The 18,037-nt window shown below is 69.2% G+C and carries 20 protein-coding genes; 2 read left to right on the forward strand and 18 right to left on the reverse strand.

What is annotated here, in order from left to right; translation table 11 throughout:
* Positions 1–118 precede the first annotated feature (118 nt).
* The 10 genes from tatC to ACQCO7_RS08530 form a co-directional block, all read right to left on the reverse strand.
* Entirely contained in the window at positions 119–1,063 is a 945-nt protein-coding gene (tatC, locus tag ACQCO7_RS08485) for a twin-arginine translocase subunit TatC (RefSeq protein WP_464071234.1), read from the reverse strand.
* A 47-nt stretch (positions 1,064–1,110) separates the two neighbouring features.
* Complete coding sequence (gene tatA, locus ACQCO7_RS08490; RefSeq protein ID WP_464071235.1) at positions 1,111–1,401, reverse strand: Sec-independent protein translocase subunit TatA; 291 nt, start codon at positions 1,399–1,401, stop codon at positions 1,111–1,113.
* A gap of 262 nt (positions 1,402–1,663) precedes the next feature.
* Complete coding sequence (locus tag ACQCO7_RS08495; protein WP_464071236.1) at positions 1,664–1,858, reverse strand: hypothetical protein; 195 nt, start codon at positions 1,856–1,858, stop codon at positions 1,664–1,666.
* A gap of 65 nt (positions 1,859–1,923) precedes the next feature.
* Positions 1,924–2,196 (reverse strand): hypothetical protein, encoded by a 273-nt coding sequence (locus ACQCO7_RS08500; protein WP_464077176.1) that lies wholly within the window; start codon positions 2,194–2,196, stop codon positions 1,924–1,926.
* A 23-nt stretch (positions 2,197–2,219) separates the two neighbouring features.
* Entirely contained in the window at positions 2,220–3,212 is a 993-nt protein-coding gene (locus ACQCO7_RS08505; RefSeq protein ID WP_464071237.1) for a helix-turn-helix transcriptional regulator, read from the reverse strand.
* Positions 3,213–3,228: 16 nt separating this feature from the next.
* The gene (locus ACQCO7_RS08510) at positions 3,229–4,182 is read right to left on the reverse strand and encodes a helix-turn-helix transcriptional regulator (RefSeq protein WP_464071238.1); all 954 of its coding nucleotides are present in this window, start codon (positions 4,180–4,182) and stop codon (positions 3,229–3,231) included.
* A gap of 130 nt (positions 4,183–4,312) precedes the next feature.
* Positions 4,313–4,684: an FKBP-type peptidyl-prolyl cis-trans isomerase gene (locus ACQCO7_RS08515; RefSeq protein ID WP_464071239.1), complete on the reverse strand. Its 372-nt coding sequence runs from the start codon at positions 4,682–4,684 to the stop codon at positions 4,313–4,315.
* A gap of 80 nt (positions 4,685–4,764) precedes the next feature.
* Positions 4,765–5,772: an FKBP-type peptidyl-prolyl cis-trans isomerase gene (locus tag ACQCO7_RS08520; protein WP_464071240.1), complete on the reverse strand. Its 1,008-nt coding sequence runs from the start codon at positions 5,770–5,772 to the stop codon at positions 4,765–4,767.
* A gap of 125 nt (positions 5,773–5,897) precedes the next feature.
* A complete protein-coding gene (gene pafA / locus ACQCO7_RS08525) occupies positions 5,898–7,259 on the reverse strand; it encodes a Pup--protein ligase (protein ID WP_010350309.1) in 1,362 nt (453 codons plus the stop codon).
* Between the two features lie 9 nt (positions 7,260–7,268).
* Positions 7,269–8,537 (reverse strand): MFS transporter, encoded by a 1,269-nt coding sequence (locus ACQCO7_RS08530; RefSeq protein ID WP_464071241.1) that lies wholly within the window; start codon positions 8,535–8,537, stop codon positions 7,269–7,271.
* A 93-nt stretch (positions 8,538–8,630) separates the two neighbouring features.
* Between ACQCO7_RS08530 and ACQCO7_RS08535 the strand changes: the two genes are divergently transcribed.
* Positions 8,631–9,656, forward strand: coding sequence for a LacI family DNA-binding transcriptional regulator (locus tag ACQCO7_RS08535; RefSeq protein ID WP_464071242.1), 1,026 nt, complete (start codon positions 8,631–8,633; stop codon positions 9,654–9,656).
* 57 nt (positions 9,657–9,713) lie between these two features.
* On the opposite strand, the gene prcA is transcribed toward ACQCO7_RS08535, so the two are convergent.
* The 6 genes from prcA to arc all read right to left on the reverse strand — a co-directional run bounded on the left by prcA (position 9,714) and on the right by arc (position 15,752).
* Complete coding sequence (gene prcA, locus ACQCO7_RS08540) at positions 9,714–10,475, reverse strand: proteasome subunit alpha (RefSeq protein ID WP_464071243.1); 762 nt, start codon at positions 10,473–10,475, stop codon at positions 9,714–9,716.
* A gap of 61 nt (positions 10,476–10,536) precedes the next feature.
* Positions 10,537–11,382, reverse strand: a complete 846-nt coding sequence (prcB, locus tag ACQCO7_RS08545) for a proteasome subunit beta (protein WP_464071244.1) — start codon at positions 11,380–11,382, stop codon at positions 10,537–10,539.
* Positions 11,334–11,789, reverse strand: coding sequence for an endonuclease VII domain-containing protein (locus ACQCO7_RS08550; RefSeq protein WP_464071245.1), 456 nt, complete (start codon positions 11,787–11,789; stop codon positions 11,334–11,336). The genes prcB and ACQCO7_RS08550 overlap by 49 nt, the downstream gene beginning before the upstream one ends.
* Before the next feature lie 37 nt (positions 11,790–11,826).
* Positions 11,827–12,045, reverse strand: a complete 219-nt coding sequence (locus tag ACQCO7_RS08555) for a ubiquitin-like protein Pup (RefSeq protein ID WP_050374237.1) — start codon at positions 12,043–12,045, stop codon at positions 11,827–11,829.
* A 154-nt stretch (positions 12,046–12,199) separates the two neighbouring features.
* Positions 12,200–13,711, reverse strand: a complete 1,512-nt coding sequence (gene dop / locus ACQCO7_RS08560; RefSeq protein WP_464071246.1) for a depupylase/deamidase Dop — start codon at positions 13,709–13,711, stop codon at positions 12,200–12,202.
* A 274-nt stretch (positions 13,712–13,985) separates the two neighbouring features.
* Complete coding sequence (gene arc / locus ACQCO7_RS08565) at positions 13,986–15,752, reverse strand: proteasome ATPase (RefSeq protein ID WP_010350319.1); 1,767 nt, start codon at positions 15,750–15,752, stop codon at positions 13,986–13,988.
* Between the two features lie 252 nt (positions 15,753–16,004).
* Between arc and ACQCO7_RS08570 the strand changes: the two genes are divergently transcribed.
* Positions 16,005–16,298, forward strand: coding sequence for a ferredoxin (locus ACQCO7_RS08570; RefSeq protein ID WP_050374417.1), 294 nt, complete (start codon positions 16,005–16,007; stop codon positions 16,296–16,298).
* Between the two features lie 37 nt (positions 16,299–16,335).
* Here ACQCO7_RS08570 and ACQCO7_RS08575 read toward each other — a convergent pair whose 3' ends face one another.
* Entirely contained in the window at positions 16,336–16,908 is a 573-nt protein-coding gene (locus ACQCO7_RS08575; protein ID WP_464071247.1) for a hypothetical protein, read from the reverse strand.
* 210 nt (positions 16,909–17,118) lie between these two features.
* On the reverse strand, positions 17,119–18,024 hold the full coding sequence (locus ACQCO7_RS08580; protein WP_409118368.1) for a tRNA (adenine-N1)-methyltransferase: 906 nt from the start codon (positions 18,022–18,024) through the stop codon (positions 17,119–17,121).
* Positions 18,025–18,037 lie beyond the last annotated feature (13 nt).

Genomic DNA, 18,037 nt, shown 5'->3' on the forward strand with positions numbered 1-18,037 from the left:
GTGCTTCGAGCGTACCGGCCGCCACTGACAACGGGACGATCATTATCCGGATCCTGGACAAACGGAGACGGCCGGGCGCCTCGTGGGCGTCCGGCCGCGTCCTGCGATCAAGAGGAGGTCAGGTCACGTCGTCGTACCCGTTGATCCGCTCCGTGCTCGACTGGCCCGGCAGCGCGCGGGCGGAGCTCACGGATTCGACCTCGCCGATGTCCGAGGGAGTCAGGTCCAGCTCGGACGCCTCGTCGTCGCCGGGGCCCATTTCCTCGCGGCGGCGCTTGCGGCGGTCGTTGAGCAGCGAGAAACCGGTCGCGGCGAAGTACAGGGCGACGATGGGAGCCGCGAGCGACAGCATCGAGACCGGGTCGACGGTCGGCGTCGCGAAGGCCGCGAAGACCGTGACGCCCATGACCATGCCGCGCCACCAGCTGAGCATCCGCGCGCCGGTGACGATGCCGGTGAGGTTGAGCAGGACCAGCAGCAGCGGCAGCTCGAAGGAGAGACCGAAGACGATCACCATGCGGGTGACCAGGTCGAGCAGCTCGTCGAGCGGCAGGAGGTTGATCGTCCCGTCGGGGGTGAAGCCGAGCATCACCTCGGCCGCGGCGGGCAGCACGTGGTACGAGAACCAGCCGCCCGCCATGAACAGCGGAGCGCCGGCGCCGACGAACGCGTACGCGTACTTCCGCTCGTGCTTGTGCAGACCGGGAGCGATGAACGCCCACAGCTGGTAGAGCCAGACCGGGCTGGCGAGAACCACGCCCGCCGTCAACGACACCTTGATCATCAGCGTGAACGGGCCCATCAGGCCCGACATCGTGATGTTGCCGCAGGCGCCGTCCTTGCGCTTCGCCAGTTCGGTGAAGTCGGCTGTGCAGCCCACCTGGTGCCGGATCGGCTCCGTCAGGACGTTGATGATGTCCTGGTAATAGACGGCCCCGACAATCGCGCACAGGATGATGGCCAGCACGGCCTTGCCCAGGCGGTTGCGCAGCTCACGAAGGTGTTCCACGAGGGGCATCCGCCCCTCGGGATCCTTCTCCTTCTTGCGGGCAGACTTGAGCAACCCACGTTCCCATCTCGTACGGCGGGCCGGAGGTCACCGGCCCTGCGTCAGCGCTTGGTGGAGTCCGTCGGCTCGGTGACCGGGCGGGAGCTGGTCACGTCGCCGGGGGCCGCCTGGATGGTGCGCTGCGCGGACGCCTGGTCACCCGGGGTGGGCGGGGCGGCCGAGGTCGTGGAGGAGTTGCTGCCCTCCTCCTTCATCGCCTTGGCCTCGCTCTTGAGGATCCGCGCGGACTTGCCGAGCGAGCGGGCCATGTCCGGAAGCTTCTTCGCGCCGAACAGCAGGATGATGACGACGAGGATGAGAATGATCTCGGGGGCTCCGAGCCTTCCGAACATAAGTCTTTACCTTCTCACCGAGGCGGCTGGGTGGGGATGCTGTGCGACCGGCCGGACAGGTGTCCGAACGATCGTGCTCTCAGCGATCGTAACGCTCGAGGGTGAACGTGAGGCAATCCCCGTGCGTACTCCCTGTTCCGCGAATCGGGCCTCGTTCTCCGGTCCGCGACCAGCAGCGTACCCGCCGTACCGGTCGGCGCGGGAGGGAGAAGTCGCCCAAATCGCATCCGCCACCCGACTCACAGAACCGTCACAGCCGCACTCACAGCGAGTCGGCGGCCCGCGCGGTGCTCACCGCCGCCCGCTCCAGCTCCTCCGCGGCCCGCCCGATCCGCTCCGCGGACGCCGCCACCTGCGCCCCGAGCCGCCCCGCCGCCACGAACACCCGCACCGCGAGCACCCCCAGCACGACCAGCCCGAGAAATCCCACAGCAACCGCGACCATCGCCCAGAACATGCCCCGAGCGTAGCGCTCCACGGGAAGCCCGCCGACAGGCCGTCCCCGGCGGCCCCGGAAACCCCCTACGACCCCTGCAACCGCAGCGTCCGCACCCCGGCCCCCACCAGCAGCCCCACGATCCGCTCCCCCGCCGGCTTGCGCACCGCCTCCCCGCACTGCGGGCACGTGAAGGAGTAGAACGTCGTCCGGCTGCTCGCCCCGATCGCCAGCATGAACGCCTCGGCCCCCAGCTCGAACCGCCCCCGGCACTCGGGACACCCGGCGGTGAACACGACCGGCATGACGGTCTCGATTCCCACGTCCTTCATACCCGCGAAGGCCGTGGCGACCGTCATCCCCCGCTCCTCAAGCGTCTCGCTCACCCGCCCGCTCCCCCCGTCTCGACCTGGTCGTACGCGGCCAGCGCCTCCCGCGCCGCCCGCCGGGCACTGTCCGCGAGGTCCTGCGGGGCGACGATCCGCCCATCGGCCCCCAGCCTGAGCGCGAGCCGCCGCAGGGACGCGGGGTCGGGAGTGCGCAGGGTGATCCGCAGCCCCCCGTCGGGCAGCTCATCGGCGCTGTCGTGCGGGTAGTACTCGGCGACCCAGCGACCGCCGGGCCCCACCTCGACGACGACCTCGGGATCCTCGGCGGCGGGCTGCACGAGCCCCAGCGACAGATCCCGCGGCTCCACCTCCGGCGGCACCGACGGCTCGTCGAGGATCTTGATCTCGGCGACCCGGTCGAGCCGGAACGTCCGCCGCGCCTCGGACCGCCGGCACCACGCCTCGACGTACGTGTGCCCGACGCTGACCAGCCGGATCGGGTCGATCTCCCGCTCGGTGACCTCGTCACGCGCGGGCGAGTAGTAGCGGATCCACAGCCGGCGCCGCTCGGCGATCGCCCGGTCGACGTCGGCGAAGACACCGCCCTCGGACTCGAAGGTCACCGACAGACGCGCACTGGAGACGGCCGCCTCACCGGCCGCCGTCTCGACCTTCGCGGTGGCCCGCAGCAGCGCCTGCCGGTCGCCCTCGCGCAGCCCCGGCAGCGTGGCGACCGCACGCGCGGCGACCAGCAGCGCCGTCGCCTCGTCGGCGGCGAGCCGCAGAGGTTCGGCGACATCGTCCGGGTTGTGCCACCAGATGTGCTCGCCGTCGGTGTCGATGTCGAGGAGGTCCCCGCCCCGGAAGCTGGTCCCGCACATCGGCAGCACATCCAGGTCGGCGACCAGCTCCTCCTCGCTGATCCCGAACGCCCGCGCCACGTCCTCGACGCGCGCGCCGGGCCGCTCCTTCAGATACGTCACCAGCGACAGCATCCGCCGCGTCTGGTCGATCGCGTTCACCGGCCGTACCGGCTTTCCCGCCATGCTCTCCCCGTCCCCCTCAGCCCTTGGCCACGGCCCGCAGCCGGTCGACGACGCCCGCCCGCAGCTCGGCGGGCTCGACGACCACCACGTCCGGCCCGAACTCCACCAGCCAGGCGTCCAGACCGTGCCCGTACGGAATCTCCAACTCGTCCCACCCGTCCCCGAGTTCCCGGACCACGGTGGCTTTCGCCCGAAGGGGGTACCCGGAGCCGGTCCGCAGCCGGATCAGCGCACTGCGGTCGGCGCCCTCCCCGGCCCAGCCCGCCACAGTCTCCCGTACGGTGACGACGTCCGGCACCGGCATGATGTACCCGGTCCCCCGCGACCGCACCCGCCCGGTGATCCGCGACAGCCTGAACACCCGCTCCGCGCTCCGGTCCCGGTCGAACCCGGCGAGATACCAGTGCCCGCGCCAGCACTCCAGCGCCCACGGCTCCACATGACGCGGCTCGGGCCGCGCGGCAGTCGCCTTCCGGTACTCGAAGACGACCGGCCGACGGTCCCGGCACGCCAGCATCAGCGGTTCGAACGACGCCTCGTGCACGGGGATATGAGGCTCCAGCGCGCCGTGCGCCTCGTACGGGTCGACGTCCTCGGGAAGTCCCGCCGCGCGCAGCTTCTGCAAGGCGCCCGAGGCGGCTCCGGCCAGCCTCGCCTGCTGCCACACCTTCGCGGCGACGCCCAGCGCGGCGGCCTCCTCCGCGTCCAGCGTGATCGGCGGGAGCCGATTGCTGTCGCGGCGGGCGAGGTAGCCGACCTCGCCGTCCAGGTTCTCCACCGTCTCGATGACCAGGCCGAGTTCGCGCAGATCGTCCTTGTCGCGCTCGAACATCCGGTTAAAAGCGTCATCCGCACTGGCCTCGACATACGCCTCGATGGATTCGCGCAACTCCCGCTTGCTCAGCGGCCTGCGCGTCCCCAGCAGACACAGCGCCAGGTTCATGAGCCGCTCTGCCTTGGCAATGGCCATCGACGCCCTACGCCTTTCCTATGGTGCTTCCGACGGATGACCGTACCGCCCCGCGCCGCCCCGGCAAAAGCCGAGGGCCCACGCCCGTACAGGCATGGGCCCCACTCGGTCAGCTGCGGTCGTACGCTGCTCAGACCGCGATCAGGTCCACCACGAAGATCAGGGTGGAACCGGCCGGGATCGCCGGGGTCGGGGACTGGTCCCCGTACCCGAGGTGCGGCGGGATCGTCAGCTGACGACGGCCGCCGACCTTCATGCCCTGCACACCCTGGTCCCAGCCCTTGATGACACGGCCGGCACCCAGCGGGAACTTGAAGGCAGAGCCCCGGTTCCAGCTCGCGTCGAACTCCTCGCCGGTGGCGAAGGTGACGCCCACGTAGTGCACGGTCACGGTCTGACCGGCCTGCGCGACCTCGCCGTCGCCCTCCCAGATGTCCTTGATCTCCAGGTCCGCCGGCGGCTGACCCTCGGGAAAGTCGATCTCGGGCTTCTCGATGCTCACGTCAAACTCCTGGTCGTTCACAAAAAGGCAACCCGCACAGTGTTACACCCCGCGCGGCGTACCGAAGAAGCCAGGCGGTGTCAGGAAGAAGCCAGGATGTCCACCGTGAACACCATCGTCGACGTCTTCTCGATCCCGCTCCCGCTCGGCGGGTTGTCGCCGTAGCCCAGCGCCGGCGGTACGACGATGACGACGCGGCTGCCGACCTTCTTGCCGGTCAGCCCCTGCGCCCACCCCTTGACGACCTGCTGCAACGAGAACGACGTCGGCGCGCTGCGCTGGTACGACGAGTCGAACTCCTTGCCGGTCTCCCACACGACGCCCTTGTACTGGACGGCCAGCGTGCTGTCCGCCTTCACCACGGCGCCGTCGCCCTCGATGACGTAGTTCGCCACCAGGCCCTTCGGCGCGGCCGACTTCGGGATCTCCACCGACGGCGCCTTGCCGTCCGTGTTCGTCCCGACCTTCGGCAGCGCCGCGTCGTCCTGCGCGACGTCCTTGCCCTTCGCGGAGGACTTCGCGTTGAACGTGTCCAGCACGTCCACCACGAACACCAGCGTGTCCGTGCCCTTGATGCCCGCCTGCGACTGGCCCTGCGAGCCGTACCCCCAGGTCGGCGGGACCGAGAACTCGACCCGGCTGCCGGTCTTCTTGCCCGCGAGCGCGTACCGCCAGCCGTCGATGATGCTGCCCTGCGCGAGCTGGATGAACAACGGGGTCTTGCGGTCGTAGGAGTTGTCGAAGACCTTCGCCGTGTCCCAGATCTGGCCCAGGTAGTTCGCCCAGACGAAGTCCTTCTCCGCGATCGTCTGCCCGCTGCCCGCGATCAGCGTCTTCACCGCGAGCTGGTCCGACGGAGAGCCGCTGCCCTTCGCCACGGTCGGCTTCTCGCCGAGCTTCTGGCCCGCCGTCACGGCCGGCAGCGGACCGTCCACGACCTTCGGCGCCGGAGCATCCGACGGCGACCCGGACGCCGACTGCGACGCACTGTCGCTCGCCTTGCTCGAATCGGACTTGTCGTCGCCGCAGCCGGCGAGCGTGACCAGTCCCACGGGGACGGCGGCGAGGATGAGGGAGCGTCGGCGCACGGTGAAAGCCTCGTAATCGATCGATCAACTGGATGGCGTGCGCGCAACTCTACGGCGTGCAAAGGGCGCCGCACTGGAAACGTACGGCGCCCGTGTTGCGTTCCGGCCTGTCACCGGAACGTGTGTCACATCCCGGCGATCAGCTTCTCCACCCGGTCGTCGACCGAACGGAACGGGTCCTTGCACAGCACCGTCCGCTGCGCCTGGTCGTTCAGCTTCAGGTGCACCCAGTCCACCGTGAAGTCCCGGCGCTGCTCCTGCGCCCGCCGGATGAAGTCACCGCGCAACCGGGCCCGCGTGGTCTGCGGCGGCACCGACTTGCCCTGGAAGATCTTCAGGTCGTCACAGATCCGCGCCGCCTGTCCCTTGCGCTCCAGCAGGTAGTACAGACCCCGGCGACGGTGGATGTCGTGGTAGGCGAGGTCGATCTGCGCCACCCGCGGATGCGACATCGTCATGTTGTGCTTGGCCCGGTACCGCTCGATCAGCTGGTACTTCATCACCCAGTCGATCTCGGTGCCGATCCGGTCGAGGTCCTCCGACTCGATCGAGTCCAGTGTCCGGCCCCACAGTTCGAGGACCTGCTCGACCGTCCCCGTGCGGATACCGCGCCGCTCGCAGAAGTCGACGGCCTTCTCGTAGTACTCGCGCTGCACTTCGAGCGCCGACGCCTCGCGTCCGCTCGCCAGGCGCACCTTGCGCCGGCCCGTGATGTCGTGACTGACCTCGCGGATCGCCCGGATCGGGTTCTCCAGCGTCAGGTCCCGCATCACCGTGCCCGCCTCGATCATCCGCAGCACCAGGTCGGTCGCGCCGACCTTCAGCAGCATCGTCGTCTCCGACATGTTCGAGTCGCCGACGATCACATGCAGACGCCGGTAGCGCTCCGCGTCCGCGTGCGGCTCGTCGCGCGTGTTGATGATCGGCCGGGAACGCGTCGTCGCCGAGGAGACGCCCTCCCAGATGTGCTCCGCCCGCTGGCTCACGCAGTACACCGCGCCGCGCGGGGTCTGGAGCACCTTGCCCGCCCCGCACAGCAGCTGACGCGTCACCAGGAACGGGATCAGGATGTCGGCGAGGCGGGAGAACTCCCCGTGCCTCGCGACCAGATAGTTCTCGTGACAGCCGTAGGAGTTACCGGCCGAGTCCGTGTTGTTCTTGAAGAGGTAGACGTCGCCCGCGATTCCTTCCTCGTGCAGGCGCCGTTCCGCGTCCACCAGAAGCCCTTCGAGAATGCGCTCGCCGGCCTTGTCGTGAGTCACCAGTTCGGTCACGTTGTCACATTCGGGTGTCGCGTATTCGGGGTGCGAACCCACATCCAGATAGAGGCGGGCTCCGTTCCGCAGAAACACATTGCTGCTGCGGCCCCATGACACGACACGGCGGAAGAGGTACCGCGCCACCTCGTCAGGAGACAGACGCCGCTGTCCCCTGAACGTGCACGTGACGCCGTACTCGTTCTCCAGCCCGAAAATGCGGCGGTCCATGACTGAACATTACGCCCGATCCCCCGAACTGAAACGGGGTTCGGCAGCACGGTTCGGATCATTTTCCGACGACACCACCGCCACCGCGCGCACATCGGGCACCGCCATTACCCCCCTCGTCGCCAGCAAAACCAGCAAAGCGGCACCGCCCGCGACACCCGGCACCACGAACCCCCACAGCGTGCCGCCCGCCTCCACCACCGGGCCCGTCACCCCCGTCCCCAGCGCCTGCCCCACCCCGAACATCGTCACCAGCCACGAGAACGCCTCCGTCACCGTCCCACCCGGCGCGTACCGGTCCACCAGCACGAACGAACACGCGATCGCCGGCGCCAGGAACACCCCCGCCAGCGCCGTCAGCGCCACCATCGCCACCGCGCCCGGCCGCAGCATCAACGGCAGATAACACACCGCCAGCAGCGCCACGATCACCTCAAGACGCCGCTGCGCCGACCCCGGCCACGACCGTGCCCCGTACACCGTCCCCCCGGCCAGCGCACCGAGCCCCAGCGCCGCCAGCAGCCAGCCGTACACCGCGTCCCCGCCGTGCGCGTCCGCGTACGGCACCGACGCCACCGTGATCGAGCCCAGCGCCACCCCGATGAACACACACGCCCCCAGCAGCGCCAGCAGCGGACGCGAGCGCAGCGCGCCCAGCCAGTGCGCCTCGCGCGGAGCCGACCGCCACGCGCGCGAGGGCGGCGACACCACCACCGACAGCGCCCCCAGCACGCCCACCGCGTTGATCAGCAGCAGCGCCGCCCGCTCCGACCACAGCCCCGCGCACAGCGTCACCAGCAGCGGGCCGACCGTGAACATCAGCTCCTGCGCCACCGCGTCCATCGCGTACGCCGTGTGCACCTGGTCCTCGCGCTTCAGCACCGACGGCCACAGCGCCCGCAGGCCGCCCTCCAGCGGCGGCGTCAGGAGCCCCGCGGCCACCACCGCCGTACAGGCGAGCCAGAGCGGCTCCAGGCCCGCCCAGGCGAACACCGCCATGCCCAGGGCCGCGCCCAGCGCCGCCGGCAGCTGCACGCGCGGCTGGCCGTGCAGGTCCACCAGCCGGCCCAGCACCGGCTGGCCCACCGCGTTCGCCACGCCGTACACCGCCGCCAGCACCCCGGCCAGGCTGTACGTGCCGCCCTGCGCGCGCGTGAACAGCACGATCGTGATCGCCGCCGTCGCGCACGGCAGCCGGCCCACCAGAGTGCCGACCAGCAGCCGCGCCGCGTACCGCGCCCGCACGACCTCCCCGTAACCCGCCAGACCCCCGGCCATCGCGCCTCCCACCGCTCAAGTGTTACGTATAACGTCCAGGGTCATACGTACCATGTGGCAAGACGAACGGTCCAGGCAGGAGGCAGGCTCACGGTGGCACGCAGCAGCACCCGACCCACCAGCCGCGACGTCGCCGCAGCCGCCGGGGTCTCCCAGGCCGCCGTCTCCCTCGTCCTCGGCGACAAATGGCGCGGCCGAGTCGCCGAGACCACCGCCGAACGCGTCCGGCAGGCCGCCCGCGACCTCGGCTACCGCCCCAACCTCGCCGCCCGCAACCTCCGCCTCGGCCACACCCGCACCGTCCTGCTCGTCGTCCCCGCCCTCACCACCGAGTTCTTCGCCGGCGTCTACACCGGAGCCGCCCGCGTCGCCGCCGACCACGGCTTCGGCGTCGTCCTCTACCCCTCCCCCGAAGGCGTAGGACCCGCCCGCGACCCCTTCGCCAGCGCCTCATCCGCCCTGGACGGCGTCATCGCCTCCTCCATGGCCGCCGACGCCCTCACCGCCATCCGCGGCGACCAGCTCCCCCTCGTCATGCTCGACAGCGACCCCCACGGCAGCCTCGGCGCCGCCACCGTCAACCTCGACATCGCCGACGGCACCCGCCAGGTCGCCGACCACCTCCTCGGCCTCGGCCACCGCCACTACCTCCACCTCGCCGCCGACGTACCCTCCTGGACCTTCCACGTCCGCGCCCGCGCCCTCGCCGACCGCCTCCACGCCGTACCCGGCACCACCCTGCGCACCGCGCCCTCCCCCATCACCATCGAGGACGCTCGGCACGCCGTCACCCGGGCCCTGCGAGGCGGCCCCCGGCCCACCGCCGTCGTGTGCGACGACGACAAACTCGCCGCCGGCGCCTACAAAGCCCTGCGCCGCCTCGGACTGCGCGTCCCCGACGACATCTCCGTCACCGGCCTCGACGACCTCGCCCTCGCCACCGCCATCGACCCCGAACTCACCACCGTCCGCCTCGACGCCGAACTCTTCGGCGAACGCGGCATGCACGCCCTCCTCGCCGTCCTCGACGGCCGCACACCCGACCAGGACGACATCCCCGTGCGGCTCGTCGTACGCGGCTCCACCTCGGCGCCGCCGGCGTCTTCGGCGGGGGTCTGAAAAACCCCGTGCCCCAGCCGGAGGACCCGGCCGGGGCACGTACAGGGAAAGAAACGGCTACTTGCCGGAATCCGCGGAGCCCTCGGCGTCCTCCGCGCTCTCCGCCTCCGTCGCCGGGCCCTCCGCGTCCAGCAGGCGCGACAGCTGCGGGCCCACGATCCGCTTGAACTTCCGCTGCTGCGGGCGCGTACGGTCCAGGACCGCCACCTCAAGACGCTCCGCGGGAATCTCCCGCTGCGTCCCGTTCGCCTCCCGCGACAACGCCTGCACCGCCAGCTTCAACGCCTCCGCCAGGCTCATCCCGTCCCGGTGACGCTGGTCCAGATAGTTGCTGATCAGCTCGGCGTTGCCGCCCACCGCGACCGAACCGTGCTCGTCCACGATCGAACCGTCGTGCGGCAGCCGGTAGATCTGGTCACCCTCGACCGTCTCACCGACCTCCGCGACCACCAGCTCCACCTCGTACGGCTTCTCCGCCGACGACGAGAAGATCGTCCCCAGCGTCTGCGCGTACACGTTCGCCAGGCCCCGCGCGGTCACATCGTCACGGTCGTAGGTGTAACCCCGCAGATCCGCGTAGCGCACACCGCCGATCCTGAGGTTCTCGTACTCGTTGTACTTGCCCGCCGCGGCGAACCCGATGCGGTCGTAGATCTCACTGAACTTGTGCAGCGCGCGCGACGGATTCTCGCCGACGAACACGATGCCGTCGGCGTACTGCAGCACGACCAGGCTCCGGCCCCGCGCGATGCCCTTACGGGCATACTCCGCGCGATCCGCCATCGCCTGCTGAGGGGAGACATAGAACGGCGTCGACACCGGTTACCCGTCCTTTTCTGTGGAAGTCACTCGATCACCTGACAAGAAACGAGATCCGCCGCTACAGCAGCGCGGCCCGCGGGCCGTCCGGCTGCTCCAGCCGCCTCTCCAGCACCGAACGCGCGATCTCGGCCGACTGATCATCCGTCAGCCTGCGGAAACCCTCGTCGGTGATCACCGTGACGATCGGATAGATCCGGCGCGCGACATCCGGGCCGCCCGTCGCCGAGTCGTCGTCCGCCGCGTCGTACAGCGCCTGCACCACCAGGGTCGTCGCCTCGGACTCCGTCAGACCGCTGTGGAACAGCTTCTTCATCGCGCCCCGCGCGAAGATCGAACCCGAGCCGACCGCCGCGAAGTTCTGCTCCTCCGAACGGCCGCCCGTCACGTCGTAGCTGAAGATCCGGCCCTTCGCGCGGTTCATGTCGTAGCCGGCGAACAGCGGGACCACGGCCAGGCCCTGCATCGCCATGCCCAGGTTCGACCTGATCATCGTCGACAGGCGGTTCGCCTTGCCCTCCAGCGAGAGCTGCGCGCCCTCCACCTTCTCGAAGTGCTCCAGCTCCAGCTGGAACAGCTTCACCATCTCCACCGCGAGGCCCGCCGTGCCGGCGATCCCGACCGCCGAGTACTCGTCCGCCGGGAACACCTTCTCGATGTCCCGCTGGGCGATCATGTTCCCCATCGTCGCCCGGCGGTCGCCCGCGAGGATCACACCACCCTGGAACGTCACCGCGACGATCGTCGTCCCGTGCGGGGCCTCCACCACGCCCTGCACCGCCGGCAACTGCCGGTTGCCCGGCAGCAGCCCCGGCTGATGCACCGACAGGAAGTCCATGAACGACGAGGACCCGGGCGTCAGGAAGGCAGCTGGTAGACGCCCGGTGCTACGGGTATTGGCTTCCACGAGATTCCTTCCAGGTAGGAGGCCGCCCGACGAACCGCATCGGGGTCGTCCCCCAACTTGCCGATGGCCGAATTGCAGTTGAAGCACAGTACGCCACGGACCCTACCCGTCTCGTGGCAGTGATCCACATGAACGGCGGGGGCTTTCAGGCAGATGACACAGAGCCCCTTCTGCCCGGCGATCATCTCGTCGCGCTGGGCTTCGGTGAGGCCGTAGCTGCGCTTGAGATGCCTTGCCGCCCTTCGATCGCCCGGCACGCCTTGCAGCGGGTCGAGAGGCCGTCGGAGGCGGTCACATTGCGATGCCACTCGCCTGCAACCCGTCACGCATCGACCTGTTGCTCGCGAATGCCGCTCGCGGCTTGTACTCCTTACACCGCGAGCAGCGCTTCGCATCAGCCTCCACATTCAAAGCCAGCCCCCGATCCAGCCTTCAATTCAAAGGCTACTGACCGCCTTTTTGGACGAATCCACGAACGAAGTCCTCTGCGTTTTCTTCCAAGACATCGTCGATTTCGTCCAGAACCGAGTCGACGTCGTCGCTCAGCTTCTCGTGTCGTTCCTTCAGGTCCTCCGAGCCCGACGTCTCCTCCGCCTGCTCCTCGACCTCTTCGTTCGTCCGGGTCGCCTTCTGCTGGCCGCCGCCGGTGTCCTTGGTCGCCATAACCCTCACCCCGCTCGATTCGCCCGACATGTCGGTGATGATCAGACCCTATAGTCCGGGTCCGACATCGGCCCCGTGGTTGGCACAACGCACGGGGGCCACCTCGATGATTCCCGGCGGAGGGGGTTTCCACCCGTGTCCGGGGATCATGTGTTCAGCCGCCGGAGAGGACCCTGACCAGGTCTTCTGCCGTACGGCACCGGTCCAGAAGCTCCTTGACGTGATTTCGCGTTCCGCGTAGCGGTTCCAGGGTTGGGACGCGCTGGAGGCTGTCGCGCCCGGGGAGGTCGAAGATGACGGAGTCCCAGGACGCGGCGGCGACGTCGTCGGCGTACTGGTCGAGGCACCGCCCCCGGAAGTACGCCCGGGTGTCCTCCGGCGGCTCGGACACGGCCCGCTCGACGTCCCGCTCGTCCAGCAGCCGCTTGATCCGCCCCCGCGCGACGAGCCGGTTGTAGAGCCCCTTCTCGGCGCGTACGTCGGCGTACTGGAGGTCGACGAGGTGCAGCCGCGCGGCGTCCCAGTCGAGGTCGTCACGGCGCCGGTAGCCCTCCATGAGCTCCTTCTTGGCGACCCAGTCGAGCTCCCCGGCCAGGCTCATGGGGTCGCTCTCCAGCCGCGTGAGGGTGTCCTCCCAGCGCGCGAGGACGTCCTTGGTCTGCTCGTCGGCATCGGCGCCGTAGCGTTCCTCGACGTACTTGCGGGACAGCTCGTAGTACTCCATCTGGAGTTGTACGGCGGTGAGGGTGCGTCCGCTGCGGAGGGTGACGAGGCGCTGGAGGCTGGGGTCGTGGGAGACCTGGTGGAGGGTGCGGACGGGCTGGTCGACGGCGAGGTCGACGGCGATGAAGCCGTCCTCGATCATCGAGAGCACGAGCGCGGTGGTGCCGAGTTTGAGGTAGGTGGAGATCTCGGAGAGGTTCGCGTCGCCGATGATGACGTGCAGGCGGCGGTATTTCTCCGCGTCGGCGTGGGGTTCGTCGCGGGTGTTGATGATGGGCCGTTTGAGGGTGGTCTCCAGGCCGACCTCGACCTCGAAGTAGTCGGCGCGCTGGCTGATCTGGAAGCCGTGTTCGTGGCCGTCCTGGCCGATGCCGACGCGGCCTGCGCCGGTGAAGACCTGGCGGGAGACGAAGAAGGGCGTGAGGTGGCGCACGATGTCGCTGAAGGCGGTCTCGCGCTTCATGAGGTAGTTCTCGTGCGTGCCGTAGGAGGCGCCCTTGTTGTCGGTGTTGTTCTTGTAGAGGTGGATGGGCTGGGCGCCGGGGAGTTGGGCGGCTCGTTCGGCGGCTTCGGCCATGATGCGTTCGCCGGCCTTGTCCCACAGGACGGCGTCGCGGGGGTTGGTGACTTCGGGCGAGCTGTACTCGGGGTGGGCGTGGTCGACGTAGAGGCGGGCGCCGTTGGTGAGGATGACGTTGGCGAGGCCGATGTCCTCGTCGGTGAGCTGGCTGGAGTCGGCGGCCTCGCGGGCGAGGTCGAATCCCCGGGCGTCGCGCAGGGGGTTCTCCTCCTCGAAGTCCCAGCGGGCCCGGCGGGCCCGGTGCATCGCCGCTGCGTAGGCGTTGACGATCTGGGACGAGGTGAGCATGGCATTGGCGTTGGGGTGGCCGGGGACGGAGATGCCGTACTCCGTCTCGATGCCCATTACTCGCCGTACGGTCATGCGGCCCTCCTTGCCCGGCGGCGCCCTTCGTGGGCGTCGCTCAAGTACCGCTGGTGCTGCGGTGCGTGTGCGGTGCCCGTCCCCGCACTGTGCGACTCGGCGGTACGAAAGAGCCTAGAACGCCTGCGCGCCGTCGGGGAGATCATTTGCGTCATTGCCTCGGTCCGGCTTGTGGCCGGTTTTTCGGTTGTGCCTACGTGATGCCGCGTTTTCCCGGGGAGTAAAACGGGGCGGCTGCGAGTGCCTCGGGGGCACCCGCAGCCGCCCTGTCTTCTTACAGGTACTGTCCGGTGTTCGCCACCGTGTCGATGGAGCGGCCGGTGTCGGCGCCTTGCTTTCCGGTGATGAGGGTGCGGATGTAGACGATCCGCTCGCCCTTCTTTCCGGAGATGCGGGCCCAGTCGTCCGGGTTGGTGGTGTTGGGGAGGTCCTCGTTCTCCTTGAACTCGTCCACGCATGCCTGGAGGAGGTGGGAGACGCGGATGCCCTTCTGTTTCTGGTCGAGGAAGTCCTTGATCGCCATTTTCTTGGCGCGGCCGACGATGTTCTCGATCATGGCGCCGGAGTTGAAGTCCTTGAAGTAGAGGACTTCTTTGTCTCCGTTGGCGTAGGTGACTTCGAGGAAGCGGTTTTCCTCGGATTCGGCGTACATGTGCTCGACGGCGGTCTGGATCATGCTGTCGACGGTGACCGTCTTGCTGTCGCCGTGCTCGCCGACGTCGTCGGGGTGGAGCGGGAGGCGTTCGGTGAGGTATTTGCCGAAGATGTCCTTGGCGGCTTCCGCGTCGGGACGCTCGATCTTGATCTTCACGTCGAGGCGGCCGGGGCGCAGGATGGCCGGGTCGATCATGTCCTCGCGGTTGGAGGCGCCGATGACGACGACGTTCTGGAGGCCCTCGACGCCGTCGATCTCGGCGAGGAGCTGGGGGACGATGGTGTTCTCGACGTCGGAGCTGACGCCGGAGCCGCGGGTGCGGAAGAGGGATTCCATCTCGTCGAAGAAGACGATGACGGGGGTGCCCTCGGATGCCTTCTCGCGGGCGCGCTGGAAGACGAGGCGGATCTGGCGTTCGGTCTCGCCGACGTACTTGTTGAGGAGCTCGGGGCCCTTGATGTTGAGGAAGAAGCTCTTGCCCTGGGCCTGGCCGGTGACTTCGGCGACCTTCTTGGCCAGCGAGTTGGCGACGGCCTTGGCGATGAGCGTCTTTCCGCATCCGGGGGGTCCGTAGAGCAGGACGCCCTTGGGCGGGCGCAGTTCGTGCTCCTTGAACAGGTCCGGGTAGAGGTAGGGGAGTTCGACGGCGTCGCGGATGGCCTCGATCTGTCCGCCGAGGCCGCCGATCTGCTCGTAGCCGATGTCGGGGACTTCTTCGAGGACGAGTTCCTCGACCTCGCTCTTGGGCACGATCTCGTAGACGTAGCCGGAGCGGGGTTCGAGGAGGAGCGCGTCGCCGGGCCGGATGGTGACGTCGAGGAGCGGTTCGGCGAGCCGGACCACCCTTTCCTCGTCGGTGTGGCCCTGGACGAGGGCGCGTTCGCCGTCCTCCAGGATCTCCTTGAGGGTGACGATGTCGCCGACGCTCTCGTACTCCATGGCCTCGACCACGTTGAGTGCTTCGTTGAGCATCACTTCCTGGCCGCGCCTGAGGTCGTCGAGGTCGACGCTCGGGCTGACGTTCACGCGGAGTTTGCGGCCTCCGGTGAAGATGTCGGCGGTGCCGTCCTCGTTGGCCGTCAGGAAGACTCCGAAGCCGGCCGGGGGTTGTGCGAGCCGGTCGACCTCCTCCTTGAGGGCGACGATCTGGTCGCGGGCCTCGCGGAGTGTGTTGGCGAGTCGTTCGTTCTGGGCGGACACGCCGGCCAGGTTGGTCTGAAGCTCGACGATCCGCTCTTCGAGAATCCTCGTGTGCCGCGGAGAGTCGGCGAGCTTGCGGCGCAGGACGGCGATCTCCTGCTCAAGGTAGGCAATCTGCCCGGACGGGTCGTCGGACCCTCGTCCCGGGCGGATGCCGCGGTTCATGTCGTCGTCGTGGGCTGCCACGGTCCTCACCTCCTCCATGGGGAGCTGGACGCTTCCAGACCCTACCTGGGTGGGTGTCGGTTGAAACCCCTAGATCACAAAGACGGTCGGGGTGTGTCCGATCTTCACCCTTGCGCTCTCCCTCACGCCAGGGGAATACCCACCGAACATGATTGGGAAGCGGGTCCGGGTAGGGTCGAAGTGTTCAACGGCGGTCAGAGCCTGCATGGTTCCCGTGGGGCTCGGTGTTAAACGGCGGGAGTCTCGGGAGTGGTGGACGTGGTCGTGGAGGCGGGTGCGCTGGAGGTCTGGATCGACCAGGATCTCTGCACGGGGGACGGTATCTGCGCGCAGTACGCGCCGGAGGTGTTCGAGCTCGACATCGACGGGCTGGCGTATGTGCGGGGGCCCGGGGACGAGCTGTTGCAGCATCCGGGTGCGGCGGTTCCGGTTCCGTTGCCGTTGCTGGCGGATGTGGTGGATTCGGCGCGGGAGTGTCCGGGCGAGTGCATTCATGTACGGCGCGTTTCGGACAGCGTGGAGGTGTACGGCCCGGACGCGGAGTGACGGTTCGGTCACCCCGGGTCCGGAAACGTGGCTTGTTTCAGACGCTGTGCGCGCCGGCCGGTGTCGTGCGGATGAACCCGCCGTCCTTCCACCGCCACTGGGCGTCGCTCTTGACGTCGGGGCAGCAACGGGGCACGTCCGGCGTGGAGTAGCCGAGGATGCTCGCGCGTACGGCGCCGTCGGTGACCGTGACGGCGGTGACCGTGCTGCGGTCCCGGGCGGTGACGAGGGTGGCGACGACGCGCGGGGCGGTGTCCTTCGGGCCCCGGGTGAGGACGTACACGCTGTCGGGCGGGGTGCCCATGGGGGCGTCGCAGTGGACGACGGCGACGGTTTCCGGCCGTCCGTCTCCGTCGAGGTCTCCGGCGGCCTGTTTCACGACCAGTGCCTTCACGGGGCCGCAGTCCAGCGGGAACGTCACGCCGAGTACGGAGGGGGCGACGGCGGCCGGTCTGTCGTCCGCCTTCGTCGTGGGCTGTGCGGCGGTCGCGGGTCCCGGCTGGATCACCGAGGAGAGGGCGACGACTCCGGCGAGGGCGGTGGCGGTCGCGACCCAGTGGATCGGTCGGGTGTGCGTGTGGGCCAGTTCCGGGACGACGGGGTGCTGCACGAGAGCGCGTCTCCTGTGGGGCTGTGCCGAAAGGGGGCGGGAGTGCGTGGGGGGATGCGTGGGGGGTGCCCAGCATGCTGCCACACAGGGAGGGGTGGCGGAACGGCGGGGTGTGAAGGTCGTACAGGATGCCGGTACGACGATGCCGCGGCCGGGTTCCGTGGTGCTGTGGGGGAACTCGGCCGCGGCATGCGGTCGTTGTACGGGGTGTCAGCGGTCCCCGGCACCCGCGTCGGCGTTGGGGCCGGAGTAGTCCTCGCCGTAGGCGCCCTTGGCGGGGCGGCGGCGGCGCATCGGCGGCTCGACGCCGTCGGCGAGGCGGCGGGCGGTGAGGAGGAAGCCGGTGTGGCCGATCATGCGGTGGTCCGGGCGGACGGCGAGGCCCTCGATGTGCCAGTTGCGGATCATCGACTCCCAGGCGGTGGGCTCGTTGAAGGAGCCGATCTCGCGGATGGACTCGACGGTCCGGGCGAGCTGGGTGGTGGTCGCGACGTAGCAGCAGAGGATGCCGCCGGGGACGAGCGCCTTGGAGACGGCCTCCAGGCACTCCCAGGGGGCGAGCATGTCGAGGATGACGCGGTCGACGTCGGTGTCGGACAGGTTGTCCTGGAGGTCACCGACGGTGAGCTGCCAGGCGGGGTGCGGGCCCCCGAAGTAGCGCTCCACGTTCTGCTGCGCGATCTCCGCGAAGTCCTCGCGGCGCTCGTAGCTGTGCAGCATGCCCTGGTCGCCGACGGCGCGCAGCAGGAAGCTGCTGAGCGAGCCGGAGCCGACGCCGGCCTCGACGACGCGGGCGCCGGGGAAGATGTCGGCGAAGGCGAGGATCTGTCCCGCGTCCTTCGGGTAGACGACGGCTGCCCCGCGGGGCATGGACAGGACGTAGTCGGGGAGCAGGGGGCGCAGCGCGAGGTAGGCGACGTTCCCGGTGGTGCGGACAACGCTGCCCTCGGGTGCGCCGATCAGTTCGTCGTGCGGGAAGGAACCCTTGTGGGTGTGGAAGTTCTTCCCGGCTTCGAGCGTGAACGTGTAGTGGCGGCCCTTGGGGTCGGTCAGCTGAACCTGGTCCCCGACCTTGAAGGGCCCGCGCCTGCGGGCGGCACCGGTCGGTTCGGACATGTGAACAGCCTAC

The organism is Streptomyces saintjeani, from assembly GCF_055409605.1.